Origin of the sequence: Herbaspirillum sp. LeCh32-8 (assembly GCF_017814915.1) — a bacterium.
In the GTDB taxonomy this organism is placed as follows: Bacteria; Pseudomonadota; Gammaproteobacteria; order Burkholderiales; family Burkholderiaceae_D; genus Herbaspirillum.
This window is the reverse complement of the sequence record NZ_JAGIPZ010000005.1, coordinates 202,051-221,855: the sequence shown is the minus strand read 5'-3', so window position 1 is coordinate 221,855 and position 19,805 is coordinate 202,051. Positions and strand designations below refer to the sequence as shown.

13 protein-coding genes are annotated in these 19,805 nt (G+C 64.7%); 6 read left to right on the top strand and 7 right to left on the bottom strand.

Translation table 11 applies throughout. The features are described 5' to 3' along the window. The first annotated feature begins 14 nt into the window (after nt 1-14). Entirely contained in the window at nt 15-515 is a 501-nt protein-coding gene (locus J8I26_RS11790; RefSeq protein ID WP_209607294.1) for an aminoacyl-tRNA deacylase, read from the top strand. A 48-nt stretch (nt 516-563) separates the two neighbouring features. After that, nucleotides 564-1,181, top strand: a complete 618-nt coding sequence (gene plsY, locus J8I26_RS11785; RefSeq protein ID WP_209607293.1) for a glycerol-3-phosphate 1-O-acyltransferase PlsY — start codon at nt 564-566, stop codon at nt 1,179-1,181. Nucleotides 1,182-1,271: 90 nt separating this feature from the next. On the opposite strand, the gene tsaD is transcribed toward plsY, so the two are convergent. Continuing rightward, nucleotides 1,272-2,309 (bottom strand): tRNA (adenosine(37)-N6)-threonylcarbamoyltransferase complex transferase subunit TsaD, encoded by a 1,038-nt coding sequence (tsaD, locus tag J8I26_RS11780; RefSeq protein ID WP_209607292.1) that lies wholly within the window; start codon nt 2,307-2,309, stop codon nt 1,272-1,274. 132 nt (nt 2,310-2,441) lie between these two features. Between tsaD and ybiB the strand changes: the two genes are divergently transcribed. Continuing rightward, the gene (gene ybiB / locus J8I26_RS11775) at nt 2,442-3,446 is read left to right on the top strand and encodes a DNA-binding protein YbiB (protein WP_209607291.1); all 1,005 of its coding nucleotides are present in this window, start codon (nt 2,442-2,444) and stop codon (nt 3,444-3,446) included. Nucleotides 3,447-3,636: 190 nt separating this feature from the next. Here the strand turns inward: ybiB and J8I26_RS11770 are convergent, their stop codons facing one another. Beyond that, the gene (locus J8I26_RS11770; RefSeq protein ID WP_209607290.1) at nt 3,637-4,089 is read right to left on the bottom strand and encodes an XRE family transcriptional regulator; all 453 of its coding nucleotides are present in this window, start codon (nt 4,087-4,089) and stop codon (nt 3,637-3,639) included. Nucleotides 4,090-5,049: 960 nt separating this feature from the next. On the opposite strand from J8I26_RS11770, the gene J8I26_RS11765 reads away from it, so the two are divergent. Beyond that, nucleotides 5,050-7,149: an EAL domain-containing protein gene (locus tag J8I26_RS11765; protein ID WP_209607289.1), complete on the top strand. Its 2,100-nt coding sequence runs from the start codon at nt 5,050-5,052 to the stop codon at nt 7,147-7,149. A 3-nt stretch (nt 7,150-7,152) separates the two neighbouring features. On the opposite strand, the gene J8I26_RS11760 is transcribed toward J8I26_RS11765, so the two are convergent. The 5 genes from J8I26_RS11760 to trxA all read right to left on the bottom strand — a co-directional run bounded on the left by J8I26_RS11760 (nt 7,153) and on the right by trxA (nt 12,913). Next, nucleotides 7,153-8,553, bottom strand: a complete 1,401-nt coding sequence (locus J8I26_RS11760) for an MATE family efflux transporter (RefSeq protein ID WP_209607288.1) — start codon at nt 8,551-8,553, stop codon at nt 7,153-7,155. 26 nt (nt 8,554-8,579) lie between these two features. Further along, nucleotides 8,580-10,304 (bottom strand): glycosyltransferase, encoded by a 1,725-nt coding sequence (locus J8I26_RS11755; protein ID WP_209607287.1) that lies wholly within the window; start codon nt 10,302-10,304, stop codon nt 8,580-8,582. A gap of 332 nt (nt 10,305-10,636) precedes the next feature. Next, nucleotides 10,637-10,906 (bottom strand): type B 50S ribosomal protein L31, encoded by a 270-nt coding sequence (locus tag J8I26_RS11750; RefSeq protein WP_209607286.1) that lies wholly within the window; start codon nt 10,904-10,906, stop codon nt 10,637-10,639. Nucleotides 10,907-11,195: 289 nt separating this feature from the next. Beyond that, the gene (rho, locus tag J8I26_RS11745; RefSeq protein ID WP_079216621.1) at nt 11,196-12,458 is read right to left on the bottom strand and encodes a transcription termination factor Rho; all 1,263 of its coding nucleotides are present in this window, start codon (nt 12,456-12,458) and stop codon (nt 11,196-11,198) included. A 128-nt stretch (nt 12,459-12,586) separates the two neighbouring features. Further along, nucleotides 12,587-12,913 (bottom strand): thioredoxin TrxA, encoded by a 327-nt coding sequence (gene trxA, locus J8I26_RS11740; protein ID WP_008118189.1) that lies wholly within the window; start codon nt 12,911-12,913, stop codon nt 12,587-12,589. Nucleotides 12,914-13,353: 440 nt separating this feature from the next. Between trxA and J8I26_RS11735 the strand changes: the two genes are divergently transcribed. Together J8I26_RS11735 and J8I26_RS11730 are read left to right on the top strand one after the other, a co-directional pair. Further along, a complete protein-coding gene (locus J8I26_RS11735) occupies nt 13,354-16,134 on the top strand; it encodes a PD-(D/E)XK nuclease family protein (protein WP_209607285.1) in 2,781 nt (926 codons plus the stop codon). Further along, on the top strand, nt 16,125-19,610 hold the full coding sequence (locus tag J8I26_RS11730; RefSeq protein WP_209607284.1) for a UvrD-helicase domain-containing protein: 3,486 nt from the start codon (nt 16,125-16,127) through the stop codon (nt 19,608-19,610). The genes J8I26_RS11735 and J8I26_RS11730 overlap by 10 nt, the downstream gene beginning before the upstream one ends. Nucleotides 19,611-19,805: the final 195 nt, after the last annotated feature.

Here is a 19,805-nt window from a genome sequence, read left to right as displayed (position 1 = left end):
GAACAGCGAATTCCATGAGCTCCAAGAAAGAACACATTTCCGAAACTCCCGCCACCCAGTTCCTGCGCAAGCAGGGCGTGGCCTTCACCGAGCATCCCTACGACTATGAGGAGCACGGCGGCACCTCGGTGTCCTCGCGCGAGCTGGGCGTGGACGAGCACGCGGTGGTGAAGACGCTGGTGATGCAGGACGAGGCGGCCAAGCCCATGCTGGTGCTGATGCACGGCGACTGCAAGGTCTCCACCAAGAACCTGGCGCGCCAGATCGGCTGCAAATCGGTCGAGCCGTGCAAGCCGGAGGTGGCCAACCGCCACTCCGGTTTCCTGATCGGCGGCACCTCGCCGTTCGGCACCCGCAAGGCGATGCCGGTGTATGTGGAGTCGACCATCCTCGAGCTCGCCAGGATCTACATCAACGGCGGCCGCCGCGGTTTCCTGGTGGGCATCGATCCGCAGGTTATCCTCACGGTGCTGCCGGCCAAGGCGGTGCAATGCGCGTTGCAAGAGCAGAGCTGACGCCACAACCCGATAACGATAAAAGCCACAGAAGAAAGACCCTCATCCATGTACAACATCCTCTTCGCCGTCGCCGCTTACCTGATCGGTTCGCTGTCCTTCGCGGTGGTCGTCTCCAAGCTGTTCGGCCTGGCCGATCCGCGCACCTACGGCTCCAAGAATCCGGGCGCCACCAACGTGCTGCGCAGCGGCAACAAGAAGGCGGCCGCGCTGACCCTGCTGGGCGACGGCTTCAAGGGCTGGCTGGCGGTGTGGCTGGCGCAGAAGTTCGGCCCGCAGTTCGGCGTGGACGACACCGGCATTGCGCTGGTGGTGCTGGGCGTGTTCCTGGGCCACTTGTGGCCGGTGTTCTTCCGCTTCGTCGGCGGCAAGGGCGTGGCCACTGCATTGGGCATCCTGCTGGCGTTGGACGTATGGCTGGGCCTGGCCACGCTGGCCACCTGGCTGGTGATTGCCTTCGCCTTCCGTTACTCCTCGCTGGCGGCGCTGGTGGCATCGGTGTTCGCGCCGTTCTACTACGGCCTGCTGTTCGGCACGACCGACGGCATCCTGCTGGCGGTGGTGGTGATGGCGGCGCTGCTGATCTATCGCCATCGCAAGAACATCGGCAATCTGCTGGCGGGCAAGGAGAGCAAGATCGGCAACAAGAAGAAAGCCGGAAAGTAAGCAGGAAAGTAAGCCGGTAAATAAGCCGCGCAGCATCCAGAAAAAAAAGGCCGCAACGTGCGGCCTTTTTTATTTTCCAGTGCTTCGACGTCAAGCCGCCTGCGGTGCGCGCAGCTCGTCCAGCGGCCAGCGTGGACGCACGCTGAAGCCGTATTCCTTCCTGGCCGCATCGGGCTGTTCGCGCAGGCGCATGGCGCCGGCGAAGGCGATCATGGCGCCGTTGTCGGTGCAGAACTGCAGCTCGGGATAGAACACTTCATAGCGGCGCTTGGCGGCGGCTGCGTTGAGCGCCGCGCGCAGCTGCGCATTGGCGCCGACGCCGCCGGCGATGACCAGGCGCTTGAGTTTGGTTTCCTTCAACGCCGTCATGCACTTGGCCACCAGCACGTCGACGATGGCGTCCACAAAGCCGCGCGCGATGTTGGCCTTGTCTTGTTCGCAGATGTTGGCGCTGTGCTGCTTGACCACGGTCAGCACCGCGGTCTTCAGGCCGGAGAAGCTGAAGTCGAGATTCTTGGAGTGCAGCATCGGGCGCGGCAGCTGGTACGCGGCGGGGTCGCCGAATTCGGCCATGCGCGAAATCGCCGGGCCGCCGGGGTAGCCCAGGCCGAGCAGCTTGGCCGACTTGTCGAAGGCTTCGCCGGCGGCGTCGTCCAGGGTCTCGCCCAGCAAGGCGTATTGGCCCACGCCGTCCACCCGCATCAACTGGGTGTGCCCGCCCGATACAAGCAGAGCGACGAAGGGGAACTGCGGCGGCTTGCTGGCCAGCAGCGGCGACAGCAGATGGCCTTCCAGGTGGTGGATGCCCAGCATCGGCTTGTCCAGCGCCAGGCCCAGGCCGCAGGCCACCGACGCGCCAACCAGCAGTGCGCCGGCCAGGCCCGGTCCTTGGGTGTAGGCGATGGCGTCGATGTCGCGCGCGGCAATGTGGGCGTCGGCCAGCGTCTGTTTCAGGAGCGGAATGGCGCGACGGATGTGGTCGCGCGAGGCCAGCTCGGGCACCACGCCGCCGTATTCCTGGTGCATGGCGATCTGCGAATGCAGCGCATGCGCCAAGAGGCCGCGCTCGGTGTCGTACAGAGCGAGGCCGGTTTCGTCACAGGAGGATTCGACGCCGAGAACAATCATGGATGCAATATGGGGATGCAGGAGGCGCCCACAAGTGCGTGGGCCGGGCCGCCGGAAGAATGGGGCAAGGCGCTATTGTAATGGAAAGCCCGGCGGCTGCGGCCGGGCGCGGTTTTGGTGTACCCTTCGGCCATGCAAAACCAACCCGTTTCCCATTCCCCGAGCCCGGCCGTCGCGCCGATGTCCGACGCCTTCGCCGCCGCCCGTTTCATCAAGGAAATCGGCCGCGGCAAGGATGGCGCGCGCAGCCTGTCGCGCGAGGATGCGCGCCTGATGTATGCGGCCATGCTCGACGGCCGGGTGTCCGATCTTGAACTCGGCGCCATCCTGCTGGCCATGCGCATCAAGGGTGAAGCGGTGGAGGAGATCGCCGGCTTCCTCGATGCCGCCGAGGCCTCGTTCACGCCCATCGTCGCTCCCGTAGGCGCCTACGCGCCGGTGGTGCTGCCCAGCTACAACGGTTCGCGCAAGATGGCCAACCTGACGCCGCTCTTGTGCATGCTGCTGGTGCGCCGCGGCGTGCCGGTGCTGATGCATGGCGTCACCCGCGATCCGCAGCGCGTGACCAGCGCCGAGATCTTCAGTGCGCTGGGCTTGGCCCATGCGGCCAGCGGTGAAGAGGCGCAGGCGCTGATGGCAGCCGGCCAGCCAGCCTTCATTCCCATCCAGGTGCTGGCGCCGCAGATTTCCCGCCTTCTGGGAATGCGCGCCATTCTTGGCGTGCGCAATTCGACGCACACGCTGGTGAAGATCATGCAGCCCTTCGCCTCGCCGGCGCTGCGGCTGACTTCCTACACGCATCCCGAATATCTGGACATGCTGGGCGCCTATTTCGGCCAGGCGGCGCCGCATGAGCGCGGCGACGCCTTCCTGATGCGCGGCACCGAGGGCGAGACCGTGGCTAATGCGCGCCGCGCGCAGCGCATTGAATGGTTCAGTGCCGGCGTCAGGACCGAGCTGGTGGAAAAGCAGAGCGTGGCCGAGGACTTGCCCGATTTGCCCGAAGGGCGCGACGCCGCCACCACCGCCGCCTGGATCGCCGAGGTGCTGGATGGTCGACGCCCGGTGCCGGAGGCTATTGCCGAGCAAGTCGATCATTGCGTCAACGTTGCGGCGGCGATCAGGCGGCGTGGGTGATTTACCACAAGCCTTCCCGTTCAATGGGAATCTGACGGACGTGACAGAATGGCACGGCAGTGCGTTTGCGAAAAAAGAGAAAAGAAATGCCGGCGGTGCGGCGAGGCGGAAGGGGAGAATTGAAGCGATCCCTGAGGGGGGCGGGATCTGATTCGGAGGGACGGTGAGGCGTCTTCGGGAGACCTTGCGGTCAACTTCTGGTGCGACGCCGGGTACCCGATTTCACCGACGCCGCCCCTTTGTCCGGGGCGCTGATCGCTATCTGCGAGAACGCGAAGATCACCTCCTTGACGATCTTGCGCTGCGGGGCCGGCAGGTTGATGAAGGCCTCGAAGGCTTCACGCTCGCGATAGCCGATAGCCTCTTCCCAGCGGGCTTTGCGCTTGTCGATGCGCTTGCCGATCTCTTCGCCGAAGCGCAGGTGCTGGGGGGTGACGATGAGCCATTCGGCCAGGGTCTCCAACTTGTCCTGCTTAGGCATTGATTCACCGAGCAGCCAGCGTCTCACCCCGTGCAGGGTCATCGGCTTGCCCCAGTAACGCAGATTGAATTCCCTTTCCAGAACGGCGGGCTTGGGTTCGTATCCGGCTTTTTCCATCGAAGCGCGCAAGCGCTTGGCGAATTTTTGATTGGCGGTTTCCATGATCCGAAGTTACTTTGAGGTCGAGCTTACAGGGGTACGTTTGCCTCTGGGATGAGTTACGCCGCAAACGTGATTTATAATCACTGGCCTGAAATTGCCCCAATCTGACGCCTTCGGCGGCGTCTGTACAAGCACTCCGGGCCGTGGCGAAGCCGGTTTTCGGCGGAATGGAAATGCGCCATGCGTGGTCTCCGGTGCGGTGGCGGTTGAAGCTGAAAGCGCTTTTCGAAGCGTCGAACGCATGCGAAGATGTCAGGTCATCAGGTCACCTGAAGTACGTAATCCGATGGTGAGGCGGGTACGGATGCAGGAGTGCCTGACGACGATTTTTCGGATGCGCCAGCCTTTTTTATCTTTATAGTCCACTTTCGAAAAATTGCCATATTGTCATTGGCAAATTTTTAAGTATTGTGTCCGCTGCGAGACACCGCGAGCGCGCCGGACGCATCGTTGTGTACCATGGCGCCGGCCGCAAAACGGCCACGGTGGCTGCTGTCAGGGGATGACGGCGCACGCGGAAAGTACTGACGGAGCACATTCCCATCCCATGAGGATTTGGACGCGAAACCGGTTCGGCACAGGGGCCGCCGGATTTTCTTTCCCAATATGTCCAGCCTGAATGACGCAAGTCGAATAAGCAAAGTAGTTGGCAATACCTCCGAAGTACAGTCTTAGTTACGTAACTTTTACAGGTTTTCCGGGTCGTGCCGGCTCCGGCGGATGCGCATATGTCGCGCCTGTCGGGCCGTCGCACAGACCTTGGATGGAACGCGGCGACCCGCAGGCTGGTACAGGGCGGAGGATCGACTGACGCCCTTCGTCCCGGCAGGCACATCGTGCAGGTCGGCCCGGCGAAGCGCGGAATGGCCGCGATATCGAGCAAGAACCAGGAGCTGTTTGCGCGGGATGCCAGCGATCACCCGCGCAACGGCCCAGAGATTGCCTAATACGCCGCAGACCATGTCCGCTTCCTACAATTTCCTGTTGCTGGCCTTCGCGCTGCTGGTCGCCAGCTTGTCCGCCTACGCCGCCCTTGAAGTCTCCGAACGCGTCACCACCCAGGAGGCGCAGTACCGCCGGCTGTGGCTGGTGCTGGGTGCCGGCGTGTTCGGCCTGGGCCTGTGGGCGGCGATCTTCCTATGCGTGGCGGCGTTGCGACTGCCCACTTCGATAGGCTTCGACGCGCGCCTGGCTACGCTGGCCATGCTGCTCACGGTGGGCAGCGCTTTCTATCTGATGCACCTGTCCGGCCTGCGCCGGCCGCATGCGTTGCGGCTGGTGATGGGCGGACTGACCATCGGTGCTGCAATCAACGCCGCCTTCCACATCGCGCTCAAGGCCATGCTGCTCACGCCCGAGTTGATGTACCAGAAATTCCTGCTGGTGCTGGCCGTGAGCGTGACCGAACTGACGGCCGTCTTCGCGGTGGCCTTGTTCTCCTCCACCAACAATCGCAAGAACGCCAGCGGCTCGCTCAATTCACAGCAGGCGCGACGCGTGCTGGCCGCGCTGCTGATGGGCGCCGCGCTGGTGGGCAGCGCCTGCACCGGCCTGCGCGCGGTAGCGGTTTCGCCCGATGCGCAAAGCCATGCGCTGCACAGCGTCACGCGCGAGCACCTGGTCAATGGCATCGTGTTCGGCGCCTTCTTCGCCATGGCGCTGGCGCTGGTGGTCAGCGGCGCCCAGCGCAACCGCGTGCTCAAGAAGCTGGTCGGTCGCACCAATGACAAGCTGCTGCATTTCGCCACCCACGACGTGCTGACCGGTCTGCCGAACCGCGCCCTGCTGTCGGACCGCATTCAGCACGCGATCCAGGTCGCGCGGCGCAACGGCAAACCGTTCGCGGTGCTGTTCATGGACCTCGACGGTTTCAAGGGCATCAATGACACGCTGGGTCACGCGGTGGGCGACGGTTTGCTGGTGGCGGTGGCGCATCGCATTCGCGGCTGTATCCGCGCCGAGGATATGGTGGCGCGCATCGGCGGCGACGAGTTCGTGGTGGTGATGAGCAACCTGCAGTCGCCGGAAGTGGTGGAGCACCTGTCGGAAAATATCCTGGCCGCGCTGCGCCAGGATGTGCAGGTCGACGATGCGACCTTGCGCGTGACTTCCAGCATCGGCATTGCGGTATATCCCAACAGCGGCGACTCGGTTGATGCCCTGATGAAGAACGCAGACGCCGCAATGTACGAGGCCAAGCAGAGCGGACGCAATACCTATCGCTTTTTCGAGCCGGCCATGCACGCCAGCGCGATGCGCCACCTGCAGGTGCGCCAGGCCTTGCAGCAGGCCATCGAGCAGCAGCAGTTTTCGCTGCACTTCCAGCCCAAGTATCGTGGCGGCAGCAAGCAACTGACCGGGGTCGAGGCGCTGTTGCGCTGGACCCATGCGGAGCTGGGCGACATGTCGCCGACCGAATTCATCCCCATCGCCGAACGTTCGGGCCAGATCATCCAGATCGGCGAGTGGGTGCTGCGCAGCGTGTGCGAGCAGATCCGGCAATGGGACGAGGCCGGCGTCGATCCGGTGAAGGTGGCGCTGAACCTGTCGCCCGTGCAGATGCGCACCGACCTGGTCAAGAGCATTACGCGCATCGTCGGCGAGGTCGGGATTGCGCCGCAGCGCCTGATGTTCGAGATCACCGAGACCGCCGCGATGAAGAACGTCGAGCGCAGCACCCACATCATCGGCGAGTTGCAACAGCTGGGCTTCGACATTGCCATCGACGACTTCGGTACCGGGTACTCCAGCCTGGCCTACCTGGCGCAGTTCCACTGCCGGCAGATCAAGATCGACCGCTTCTTCACCTCGCGCCTGGACAGCGACGACCACTCCGGCCGCGCGATCGTGGCGGCCATCATTGCGCTGGCGCATGCCTTGCAGATGGAGGTGGTGGCCGAGGGCGTGGAGACCGAAGAACAGTTGCGCGAGTTGCAGAAGCTGCATTGCGACCAGGTGCAAGGCTTCTTGCTGGGGCGGCCGGCTGCGGCGCCGGCGGTGCAGGAGTTGCTGGCGGCCAGCAATGACGATCTGTTTGCCGCCGACTCGCTCAGCTTGTAACAGTCAGATCTTGAAGGCTGCCGCGCCGCCGTCGCCGGCGCGGCGCTGGATCACGCGCAGGTAGAGCACCAGGCCTACGCCCACCAGACCCAGGCTGGCGCTGTTGGCCAGCCAGAAACCGGAGGCGCCCTGCAGCGAAGCGGGGGTGATGCCGAAGGTGTTGAAACCGAGCAGATAGCCGCCGCCCAATCCCACGCCCCACAAGGTCACTGCGTAGATCACGGTGGGAATCACCGCGACCTTGTAGGCGCGCAGCACGAAGGCGGTGGTCGCCTGCAGCGAGTCGAACAACTGATAGAAGGCGATGTAGAGGAACAGCGGCAGCGCGGCGCCGACGATCAGCGGATCAGGCGTATAGGCGCGGATGATGTGCGCGCGCGTGAACCACACCACGATGCCGATCAGTACCGACAGCGTGACCGACAGGCGGATGCCGGCGTAACCGATCTTCTTGGCCGCGCGCCACTGGTTGGCGCCGATGGCTTGCGCCACCAGGGTGCTGGTGGCGCTGGCGATCGACAGCGGCAGCATGTAGAGCACGGTGCCGACGTTGGCCGTGATCTGGTGGCCGGCCACCGGCACCGCGCCCAGGCGCGCGATGAACACCGCCATCAGCGTGAAGGCGGTGACCTCGATGAAATAGGACAGGCCGATGGGAATGCCCAGCCGCAGCAGCGTGCGCAGGATGCTCCATGAGGGCATCACGAAGCCGGTGCCGAAGAGTTTCAGCGGACGATAGGCCGGCATCTTGGCCACCAGCAGCCAGGCCACGATCATCATCAGCCAGGCGATCAGCGTGGTGGCGATCGCGCAGCCGGGGCCGCCGAAGGCCGGCAGGCCCAGGCCGCCGAAGATCAGCAGCGCGTTCAGGGGCAACTTCAACAGCAGGCCGCAAAGCTGGATCGCCATCACCATTTTGGGACGCGCCATGGCCGTGTTGAGCGAGGCATAGACGCGGAAGGCCAGCGTGGCCGGCAGCGCCAGCGCCTCGATGCGCAGGTAGAGCGTGGCCTTTTCCACCAGCTCGGGCGAGGCCTGGGCGAAGGACAGAAAGTACGGCGAGAACGCCAGCACCAGGCAGCCCAGCACCGACAGCAACGCCGCCAGCCACAGGCCTTGCTTGACCTCGTTGCCGATCTCGCCGTGGCGCTGCGCGCCGAACAACTGGCCGATGGTTGGCTGCAGCGCCTGCAGCACACCCGACAGGCCGACGAACACGCTGACGTAGATCGACACGCCCAGCGCCAGCGCTGCCAGGTCCAGCGCCGAGAAGCGCGACACCATCACGGTATCGATCACGCCGTTGGCGATCAGCGCCAGCTGTCCGACCAGGAGCGGCCACGCCAGGCGCGCGATGCGCCAGACGTGGATGCGGGAAGAGGGATTGGAGGCGTCGGAGTTCAAGCGCGGCGGGCCGGGATCAGCGGAATTTATTCACCGACGCGGCGGTACAGGCGGAAGCGCTCGTCGCGGTCGGACGGGCGACGGCCTTCCCACACCATGCGCCAGGAGCCGGGATACTGGCGCAGCATCAGCGAGGCGTCCTGGTTGCTGATGTCATCCTGCAGCAGCAGGTAGTCGCAGCTCTGGCCGCGTTCGTCGGCGAAGCGCACGTTGCCGAAGTAGGCGAACGAAGCGCGCTGCGCGGTGCCGACGTTGGCCTGCACGCACTGCTTGACCGAGGTCAGCTTGGATTCGATCTGTTGCGCCACGCCGGCGTAGCTCTTGCCGTAGTTGACCCAGGGCAGCCATAGCGTCATCAGCAGCACCCAGCACAGGATCACGCCGCCGGACGACAGCACCACCGCGCGCCACAACACCGACGGGCGGCGCGAGATGCGCCAGTGCACCACGACGATCCAGGCCACCGTGGCGGCCACGGCGATGGCCAGCGAAATCCATTCGAAGCCGGGTTTGAAGCCCGGCGCCAGCTTGTAGGCATTGCGCGCGATCTGCGCCGGCCAGCCGGTTTCCTTGGCGATCCAGCCGATCCAGATGAAGGCGGCCGAGGTGGTCAGCGTCATCACCGAGAACCAGTCCACCGCATTGATGGCGCCGCGCTTCATGGTCGGCAGGCCGAACGCGGCCAGGATCGCCAGCGCCGGCAGGAGCGGCAGCAGCATGCCTTCTTCGGTATGCACGTTGATCAGCACCAACAGCGTGAGCGGGATGAAGAAGGCCAGCGGCAGCGCGATGTGCAGCGAGGCCAGCTGGCGGCGCCAGGCATAGACGGCCCAGCCGGCGAACGGCCAGGCCGGCCAGGCGAACCAGACGCCGTACTTCAGCAGGAAGCTCAGCGTGCCCAGCGTGGGACGGTTCAACTGGTAGACGTTCCAGCTCATCCAGATGTCGAACTGGCCGGCGGCCTCTTCGGGCAGCAGGGTGCGCAGCGCGATCACCCACAGGGCGCAGATCACCAGCGAGATCGGCAGCGACACGCCCAGCAGCAGTTTGGCCGCCGCGCCGTCCTTGCGCACGATGGCCAGCGCCGTCAGGCCGATCAGGGCGCCGGCCGGCAGCAGCCAGCCATAGGTCAGGATCAGCATGCCCAGCGCCAGGCCCAGCCAGCCCGCGTGGCGCAGCTTGTGCGCATCGAACACGCGCGCCGCGCCGTACATGGCATAGGCGACCAGGGCGATTTGCAGGGTTTTGGGGCTAGTCTCGTGGCTGTGCAGCAGCAAGCCGAGGAAACCGAGGTAGATCAGGAAGGCGCCGTCGGCCAGCGTGCGGCCGAAGTCCTTGGGTTCGGGTTGGCCGCCGAAGGCCAGTTTCAGCGGCTGGGCTTCAGGCCGGCGGCCCAGCAGATAGGTGGTGTACCAGATCGACAGCGAGCCGACCAGGAAGCAGCCCACGGTGGACACGCGCGCGGCCAGCGGATCGCCCAGCAGCCAGGCGAAGAGCTTGATGCAGATAGCGCCGAACCAGTAGGCCAGCGGGCTTTCTGCAGGCAGCGCCAGGCCGGCCACGTTGGGCGTGAGCCAGTCGGCCAGCGTGCCATGCGCCATGGTCCACATGATGCCGAAACTGGTGGCGTCCTCGTTCTTCCACGGGTCGCGACCGATCAGGCCGGGCAGGATGTACAAAAGGGCGAGCGCAAGCAGCGCCATGCGTGGGAGTGCGGTGGTCGCTGCGGCGGGAAGACGGACTGGCTTCATCAAGATCTTATTGCTCTTGTTCTGTCGTGCTGATTGGTTCGGGCCCGGCGCATCGGCGTCGCGGGCATCGTTGCGGCGTGCATGGGGACCATGCTGGCGCGCTTGCTGTCGTGCTGGCGTCCCGTCGCGGCGATGCGCGCGTTCGGGAGGATTTTTCGCAGCCGTTATTGTGCAGCAATTCCCCGTAAATAGTTGTGTCTGTCTGCTACATGCAGGCTCTTCGGGCGCGCATAGTGCCGCTCTTGTTGCAACGCGCCGACGCCGTCGGCGCGGCAAGGCGACGTGCAAACAAAAAAGGCAGCCGGAGCTGCCTTTTTTGGGGAAGTGCCTGATTACGCCTTCGAGACTGCAGTCTTCGAACCGACGGAACCGAACTTCTGACGGAACTTCTCAACGCGGCCGGCGGTGTCGACGATCTTGTGCTTGCCGGTGTAGAACGGGTGCGATTCCGACGAAACTTCGATCTTCACCAGCGGGTATTCCTTGCCTTCGAACTCGCCGTTTTCACGGGTGCCGATGGTCGAACGGGTGATGAACTTGAAGTCGTTCGACACGTCGTGGAACAGGACTTCGCGGTAATCCGGGTGGATGCCTTCTTTCATTTTCTGCCTCTAGAGTAGATTGGTAGCCAATCGCCACTTCGTCGGTCGCGCTGCTTCTTGACCCGATTGCCGATCACTTGCCGGTTTGGAAAAGTCCAAAATTATACAATCAAATCAGTAGCTTGGGCAATCCAGCCCCTGACCGAGAAAAGGCGCTGTGGCTTTGCTGCCATCCCGGCCGGGCTTTGTTGTCCTGTTGGAAATCTTTTTTGCGCGTGTGGGCAAAAAAAACGGCATGCGCTATGGCATGCCGTTCTTGTGTCGCCTTGCAGGCGACATGAAACGCGGATTAGTTGCCCCGGCGCATCATGTCGAAGAACTCGGCGTTGTTCTTGGTGGACTTCATCTTGTCGAGGATGAATTCCATCGCCTCGATTTCGTCCATGTCGTACATCAGCTTGCGCAGCACCCAGATCTTTTGCAGCTGGTCGGGCTTGATCAGCAGTTCTTCGCGGCGAGTGCCAGACTTGGAGAGGTTGATCGCCGGATAGACGCGCTTCTCGGCCAGGCGACGCTCCAGGTGCACTTCCATGTTGCCGGTGCCCTTGAATTCTTCGTAGATCACGTCGTCCATGCGCGAGCCGGTCTCGATCAGCGCGGTGGCGATGATGGTCAGCGAGCCGCCTTCTTCCACATTGCGCGCAGCGCCGAAGAAGCGCTTCGGGCGTTGCAGGGCGTTGGCGTCCACACCGCCGGTCAGCACCTTGCCCGAGGCCGGGATCACGGTGTTGTAGGCGCGCGCCAGACGGGTAATGGAGTCCAGCAGGATCACCACGTCCTTCTTCATTTCGACCAGGCGCTTGGCCTTTTCCAGCACCATTTCAGCGACTTGCACGTGACGCGTTGCCGGTTCGTCGAAGGTCGATGCCACGACCTCGCCGCGCACCGAGCGCTGCATTTCAGTCACTTCTTCCGGACGTTCGTCGATCAGCAGGACGATCATCACGGTGTCGGGGTGGTTGGTGGTGATGGCGTGCGCGATGTGCTGCAGCATCACCGACTTGCCGGACTTGGGCGAGGCCACCAGCAGGCCGCGCTGGCCGCGGCCGACCGGGGCGATCAGGTCGATGATGCGACCGGTGATGTTTTCCTCGCCGCGCATGTCGCGTTCCAGCTGCAGCAGCTTGTTGGGGTGCAGCGGGGTGAGGTTTTCAAACAGGATGCGGTGCTTGGAGGCTTCCGGCGGTTCGCCGTTGACCTTGTCGACCTTTACCAGGGCGAAATAGCGCTCGCCGTCCTTGGGCGTGCGCACTTCACCTTCGATGGAGTCGCCGGTGTGCAGGTTGAAGCGGCGGATCTGCGAAGGCGAAATGTAAATGTCGTCAGTGGACGCCATGTAGCTGGCGTCGGGCGAGCGCAGGAAGCCGAAGCCGTCAGGCAACACTTCGAGGGCGCCATCGCCGAAAATCTGTTCTCCCGATTTCGCGCGCTTTTTCAGGATCGCGAACATCAGTTCTTGTTTGCGCAGGCGCGCGGCGTTCTCGATGTCCAGGCTGATTGCCATTTCCAGCAATGCAGAGACGTGCAACGCTTTTAGTTCTGATAAGTGCATATGAGTGTCCCGGGACGGGAAAATTTAGGGTGGGGGAGGGAGTTGCGTGGTGTGGGTCAAAGAGCCTGAGACGGATGTGCTTCAGGCGAACGACGGCGCGGGCGCGCCGCCGTCGAATACTAATACGATCAGATGTTGCTGTCGATGAACGAGGTCAGTTGGCCCTTGGCCAGTGCGCCCACTTTCTGTGCGGCGGCGGCGCCGTTCTTGAACAGGATCAGGGTCGGAATGCCGCGGATGCCGAACTTGGCAGGAATGGCTTGGTTGGAGTCAACGTCCAGCTTGGCGATCTGCAGCTTGCCTTCGTATTCCTTGGCGACTTCTTCCAGGATCGGGGCGATCGCTTTGCAAGGACCGCACCATTCGGCCCAGAAATCGACCAGAACGGGTTTGTCGGACTTCAGCACGTCGGCTTCGAAGGAGGCGTCAGAGATATGTTTGATGTTTTCGCTCATGGCAAATCCTCGGTATGAGGGAGTGTAAGTAGTTAAATAGCGCCGGTGGACAGATACCGTTTGCCTGGCGTGAGCCATCAACGCTTCCGGAGTTGCAGAGTCTACGTGGAGTCGTTGCGCGCCAATTCAAGTTGTTTTTGAAGCGCGGCAGGGGTAAAGCGGCGGGGTACGGAGGCAATCATAACCCATTTTCGCCAAAAGTGTGGTCGTGCCCGACGGCGCTGTTGCCAGCCGTCCTCATGCCGTGTCCATGAGGCGCGCGCAGACTGCGGGCGGCTTTGCGGAGGGCTGGCTTGGATGCGGGCGCAACGCGCCGCGTCGCTGGCATTACAATGCGCTGCAGCTCGCGCGCCCGGCGCGATTGAAAATATCTGTCGGGCCGAGAGAAAAATACAATCGACGACGCTCCTTGCGAGCGCCCTGCCTATATTAGAGAACGCATGCCGTTAGCGACCGTACCGATTCCGCCGTCCCCCGATTTCTGGCAGCAGGCCGTGCGCCTGCTGTTAGAGGAAGGACAGCCGCTGGGTGATGCGCTGGCGGCGCAGGGCGGCGACGCGCTCGACTTTTCGGCTTGCCAGCTGCTGGTGCCGGCGTTTTCCCATGCGCAGAATTTCAAGGCGGCCCTGACGCGCGAATTGCGCCGGCCTTACATCGCGCCGCGCATCAATACGCCCTCGGGCCTGCTTGCGATGCAGCCTCCCGGCGAGCACGCAGCGCCGCCTGAGAGCGAACGCCTGATGCAGCTGTATGCGCAATTGCGCGAGCACGGCTGGCTGAAGAAAATGTTTTCCGCGCGTCGCAACGCCGACCTGCTGCCGCTGGCGCACACGCTGCTGGCCCTGTCCGACGAACTCACCATGGCGCTGTTGCCCGAGATCCGCGCCAGCGCCGACGCCGACGATCTCACCGAAGGACGCTGGCGGCAGGCGCTGGCGCAACTGCTGGAACCGCTGGCGCCGTCGGCGCACGGCATGCTGTCCGACGAAGCACAGCTGGTATGGCAGGTATGGAAGGGGCAGCTGGACGCCAGCGACCGCATTGCCCAGCGCTTCGACGCCATGTTGGACCTCGCCGCCGGCGCCGCCATGCCGCTGATCTGGATCAGCCCCACCCCGCCCGAACCGCTGGACGCCGCCTTCCTTGCCGCCTGGGCCCAGCGCCAGCCGGTGCGTGTGGTCACGCTGGATTGGAGTCGCGCCGCGATCGCGCCCCTGCATCCTGTTTATCTGGGCGCCTGGTCCGAGTTGGCTGAGGAAGAAGACGGCCTGTCGCCGCCCTCCTGGCCGATGGATGCGCCCGCGCAGATCGCAGAAGACCGGGCGCGCACCGCGCTGCCTGCATTGTGCCCTGCCGGCGATCTGGAGAACGCCGCCGTGCAGAGCGCGCAGATCGTGCTGCGCTGGCTGGAGCAGGGCAAGAGCGACATCGCCGTCGTGGCGCAGGATCGCGTCACCGCGCGTCGCCTGCGCGCGCTGCTGGAACGCGCCCAGGTGGCGGTGGCCGACGAGACCGGCTGGAAACTTTCCACCACGCGCGCCGCCGCCGCGCTGGCGGCGTGGAACGAACTGGTGTCGTCGCGCGGCGAGACCGGCGCCTTGCTCGATCTGTTGAAGTCGCCGTTCGTGTTTGCCGCCGACGAAGAGCGCGCCGACCGCGTGATGCGCATCGAAGCGCGCCTGCGGCGCGCCAACATCGCCGGCGACTGGAGCGCCTTGCAACGCGCGTTCGCCGATGCGACGAACCCCGGTGACCTCGAACGCATCGCTGCGCTGGCACGGCAGGCCGCCCAGTTCGGCGGACGCAAGACGCTGGCCGGCTGGTGCCGCACCGAGCGCGCGATGTTCACCGCGCTGGACATGGAGGCCGCGCTGCGGGCCGACATCGCCGGCGAGCAATGCCTGCTGCTGCTTGACGAGATCGCCGCCGAGCAAAGCAGCTCGCCGTTGCAGGACGAATTCTCCTTCCCCGAGTGGCGCGCCTTGCTCAACCTGCGGCTCGACGCCACCTCCTACATGCCGCCCATCAGCGACCGCCGGGTGGTGATGCTGCCGCTGAACGGCGCGCGCCTGCGCCGCTTCGACGCAGTGCTGGTGATCGGCGCCGATGCCGCGCATCTGCCGTCGCCGCCGCAGGAGACGCTGTTCTTTTCCAACGCCGTGCGGCGCGAGTTGGGACTGGCCACACGTGCCACGCGCCAGCGCCAGCAATTGCGCGACCTGGCAGAGCTGCTGTGCGTCAACGACGAGGTGGTGCTGTGCTGGCAGACCCAGCAGGACGGCGAGCCAAATCCGGTCAGTCCATGGCTGCAGCGGCTGGAGCTGAAACTGGCGCAGGAAGCGCAAGCGCCGTTGCGCCAGATCCAGTTGCCGCCGCCCGAGAAGACGCTGCAGGCGCAGCCTTCCGTGATGCCCGCGCCGTGCGCACCGCAGCTGTTGCCGACCAAATTGTCGTCGAGCTCCTTCGGCAGCTTCCTGGCGTGTCCGTATCAGTTCTTTGCCCAGCGCATGCTGCGCGTGGCGGTGATGGACGAGCTCTCCGACATGCCCGAGAAGCGCGACTACGGCAGCTGGCTGCACGAGATCCTGACCCGCTATCACGAAGCCGTGCGCGACCGTAGGACACCGTCAGCCGAGCGCGGGCCCTTGCTGGAGGCCTTGTCGGCCGAGGTCTTTAATCGCGAAATGAACCAGCACCCGGCTGCGCTGGCGTTTTACGCGCGTTGGCAGAAGGTGATGCCGGCTTATCTGTTGTGGGCCAACGAGCGTGAATCGCAGGGCTGGCACTTCCTGATCGGCGAGGAGGCGCGCTCTCACATGCTGGCCTGGGACGGCGGCGCCATCGAGCTGTATGGCCGCCTCGACCGGGTCGATGAAAACGAGGCCGGCGAGCGCGCGCTGCTGGACTACAAGACGCGCGCGCTGGCGAGCCTGAAACAAAAGGTCAAGGACGAGGATGATCACCAGCTGGCCTTCTACGGCTTGCTGGCCGATGGCCGCATCGACAGCGCGCACTACGTGGCGCTGGAACTGGGCGCTGACAAGAAAACCGGCGACGCCGCCGCCCCCGAATTCGCACGCAAGCAGCAGATGTTGAAACAGCAGATCTCCACCACCATGCACGCCGTGGCGCAGGGCGCGGCCCTGCCGGCCAATGGCATCGAGAGCGTTTGCCAGTACTGCGACATGCGCGGCCTGTGCCGCAAGGGGGCGTGGCTGTGAGCGACAAGATCATCCCCGCCGCCTACGAGGTCGACGGCGCTGCCGTCGACGCCGCAGTGTTCACGCGCGCTGCCTGCGATCCGCGTCATTCCGTTGTTGTCGAGGCCTGCGCCGGCAGCGGCAAGACCTGGCTGCTGGTGGCGCGCATGCTGCGCCTTCTGCTGGCCGGCGCCCAGGCCAGCGAACTGCTGGCGATCACCTTCACCCGCAAGGCGGCGCAGGAGATGCGCGAGCGCCTGATGGAGCTGCTGCATGAGCTGGCGCTGGCCGACGACGCCGGCGCAGCCGCGCTGTTGCGCCAGCGCGGCGTGGCCGAGGCGGATCTGGCGCGCTTGATGCCGGCCGCGCGCGGTTTGTATGAACGCATCCTGTCTTCCGAACAGAGCCTGTCGATCGATACCTTTCACAGCTGGTTTGCGCGCCTGTTGCAGATCGCGCCGCTGGCCGCCGGTGTGCCGCACGGATATACGCTGACCGAGAAGAACGGCGAACTGCTGGATGAGGCCTATCGCCGTTTCATGCAGCATCTGCGCACCGCCAAGGGCGCAAGCGCCAAGGCCGCGTTGCTGGAATTGTACGAGCTGGCCGGCGACTTCAATGCCCGCAATTTGCTTGACGCCTTCATCGACAAGCGCGCCGAATGGTGGGCCTCGACCCAGCATGACGGCGACGACGCTGATGAGGTGGAGATGCCCACGCCGCTGCTGTGGCTGGCGCAATTATGCGGCGACGATGCGCGCCTGGACGCACGCCTGTCGTTGTGGGACGAGGCCCCGCTGTGCGCGCGCATCGAGCAACTGGCGGTGTGGCTGGGCCAGGGCGGAGCCGCCAATAAGACGCGTGCGGTGGCCATCGAAAGCGCGCTCAGCGCAGGGCCGTCGCTGGAGAATTTCGATGCGCTGTATCTCCAGTTCTTCGACGACAAGGACAAGCCGCGCAAGAACGGCAAGGTGAAGTCGCTGCTGGCGGCGCTGCTGAAACATTTCGACGGTAGCGAAGAAGGCGCGTTGCAAGCCTTCGAGGACGAGTTCACTTCAGTGGGCGAGGTGCTCAAGGCCTTCCAGCTGCGCAGCAAGGAAAAGCTGGTGATGCAGCTCAACCGCGCGGTGTTTGCGGCGGGGCGCGCGTATCTGGACTTCTATCAGGAAGTGAAATCCGAGCAGCGCGCGCTCGACTTCGCCGACCTCGAATGGCAGGCCTATCGCCTGCTCAACGACGAGGCCAGCGCGGCCTATCTGCAGACGCGCCTGGATTCGCGCTACAAGCACATCCTTCTGGACGAATTCCAGGACACCAACCCGCTGCAGTGGAGCATCGTGCGCTCGTGGCTGCGCGCCTATGGCGACGATGCCGCGCAGCCGACGGTGTTCGTGGTGGGCGATCCCAAGCAATCGATCTATCGCTTCCGGCGCGCCGAGCCGCGCGTGTTCATCGCCGCGCGCGATATGCTGCGCGCGCAGGGCGCGGCCATCCTGCGCGCCAACCAGACGCGGCGCAACGCCAGCGCGGTGGTGGAGGTGTTGAACCTGTCCTTCGTCAAGGGCGGCAATGCCTTGTTCGCACCGCAGACCACCTTGGGCCTGGATGGCGGCGAGGTGTGGCGTCTGCCGCTGGCCAAGGCGGCTGAAGACGACCCGGAAGACGCAGCGTCGCCGGCAGAAGAGGGCAGCGATGCGGATCCATCCGAGCCGGTGATCGCCTGGCGCAATCCGCTGCTCACGCCGCGCGCGGAAGAAGAAGACGCGCGTCGTCGTCTGGAAGGCGAGGCGCTGGCCCAGGCGCTGATCAAGGCCAGCCGCGAAGTGGCGGTAGTCGACGGCAAATCCACGCGCGCCATGCGTTGGAGCGACGTCATGCTGCTGGTCAGGAAGCGCACCCATCTGGCGGCTTACGAGAGCGCGCTGCGTTCGGCCGGGATCCCGTTCATTTCCGACAAGCGCGGCGGCTTGCTGGAATCGTTGGAGATCGCCGACCTGATCGCGTTGCTGACCTTCCTGATCACGCCCAACGACACGCGCGCGCTGGCGCATGTGTTGAAAAGCCCGATCATCGGCGCCGCCGATGACGACCTGATCCAGATCGCTTCTCATGCAGACGAGCAGGGCGGCGCCGGCCACTGGTGGTGGCGCATGCAGGCGATGCAGCGCGCCGGTTCGGCCTCGGCCGAGATCGTGCGTGCGGTCAATATGCTGGAACGCTGGCTGCACGTCGCGCCGCACCTGCCGGTGCACGACCTGCTGGACATGATCCTGCACCAGGGCGAGCTGGTGGCGCGCTACGCGCAGAACGCCTCGCCGCTCACGCGCAGCCAGACGCTGGGCAACATCGCTGCCTTCGTCGAACTGTCGCTGAACATGGATGCCGGCCGCTATCCCAGCCTGCCCAAGTTCATCGATGCCCTGCGCGTCCTGCAGCGCAGCGCCGGCGGCGACGCGCCCGATGAGGCCAGCGTCGACGCCGCGGCCGATGCCGTGCGCATTCTCACCGTGCACAGCGCCAAGGGCCTGGAGGCGCCGGTGGTGGCGATCCTGGATGCCAACCACAGTGACTCGGTCGACGACAACGTCGGCATTCTTTGCGAGTGGCCGCAGGATGAGGACGCGCCCACGCACTTCTCCGCCTTCGGCCGTCGCAGCGAACGCGGCCGCGCGCGTGCGCCGCTGTTTGATGCCGAGGAAAGCTTCCGCCAGCAGGAGGACTGGAATTTGCTGTACGTCGCCGTCACGCGCGCCAAGCAGTTGCTGCTGGTATCGGGCGTGGCCGGCACGCGCGGCGCAGGCGAGGGCGGCGTGCAGGACCGCAGCTGGTATCAGCGCCTGTTCGCCGGCGGCGGGCCGGTGCGCGAGATCGACGACGAGGCGGTGGGCGGTGCGGAAGTGGCCGCCACTGCGCAGAGTTTTTCGCTATCGCTGTTCGACCCGCGCCCGGCGCCGCCTTCGCTGTTCGGCACAGCCGTCGACGAGGACGATGATGCGCCGGCGGCGATCACCGAAGATGGCACGCTGGCGTCGACCGCCGCCATCGACGAAGGGGTGGCGCTGCACGCCTTGCTGGAACGCCTGACGCATGGATCGGCCTGGCCGCCGCGGCTGCCGCCGGCGTCGGCGCTGGTGCGCTGGCTGGGCGTGTCCGCCGACATGGCGCAGACCGTGCACGCGCAGGCGCGCCAGGTGTTTGCGCAGGCGCAGCTGGAGCGCTTCTTCAATCCTGCGCTGCACCGCTGGGCGCGCAACGAGATGGAGATCGTCACGCCGGCCGGCGTGCTGCGCTGCGACCGCGTGGTGATGTTCGACGACGAGGTCTGGATCCTTGATTACAAACGCCGCCTGCTCGACAGCGAGCGCGTCGCCTACGCTGCGCAATTGGCGCGTTATCGCGGCGCGCTGATGTCGGTGTTTTCTGACAAGCGAATCAGGTCTGCTCTGATTACCGCCGACGGCAGCCTGAGGGAACAATGGGGCACCGAAAACTCTTGAACCCTGACTCAATGCGCTGCGGATAAATTCCCCAATCGAAAAACACCAAACCAAGGAAAGCAGTTATTCCGTTGTAATATAAAAAAGATCATCGCGACGAGCAGCATCATCGGTCGGCCATCATCGGGTCGCACCGTCATCATCGGGCAAGCATCCATCGACACGTCGAACGGCTTACCGGCGCTCTCGCGATCC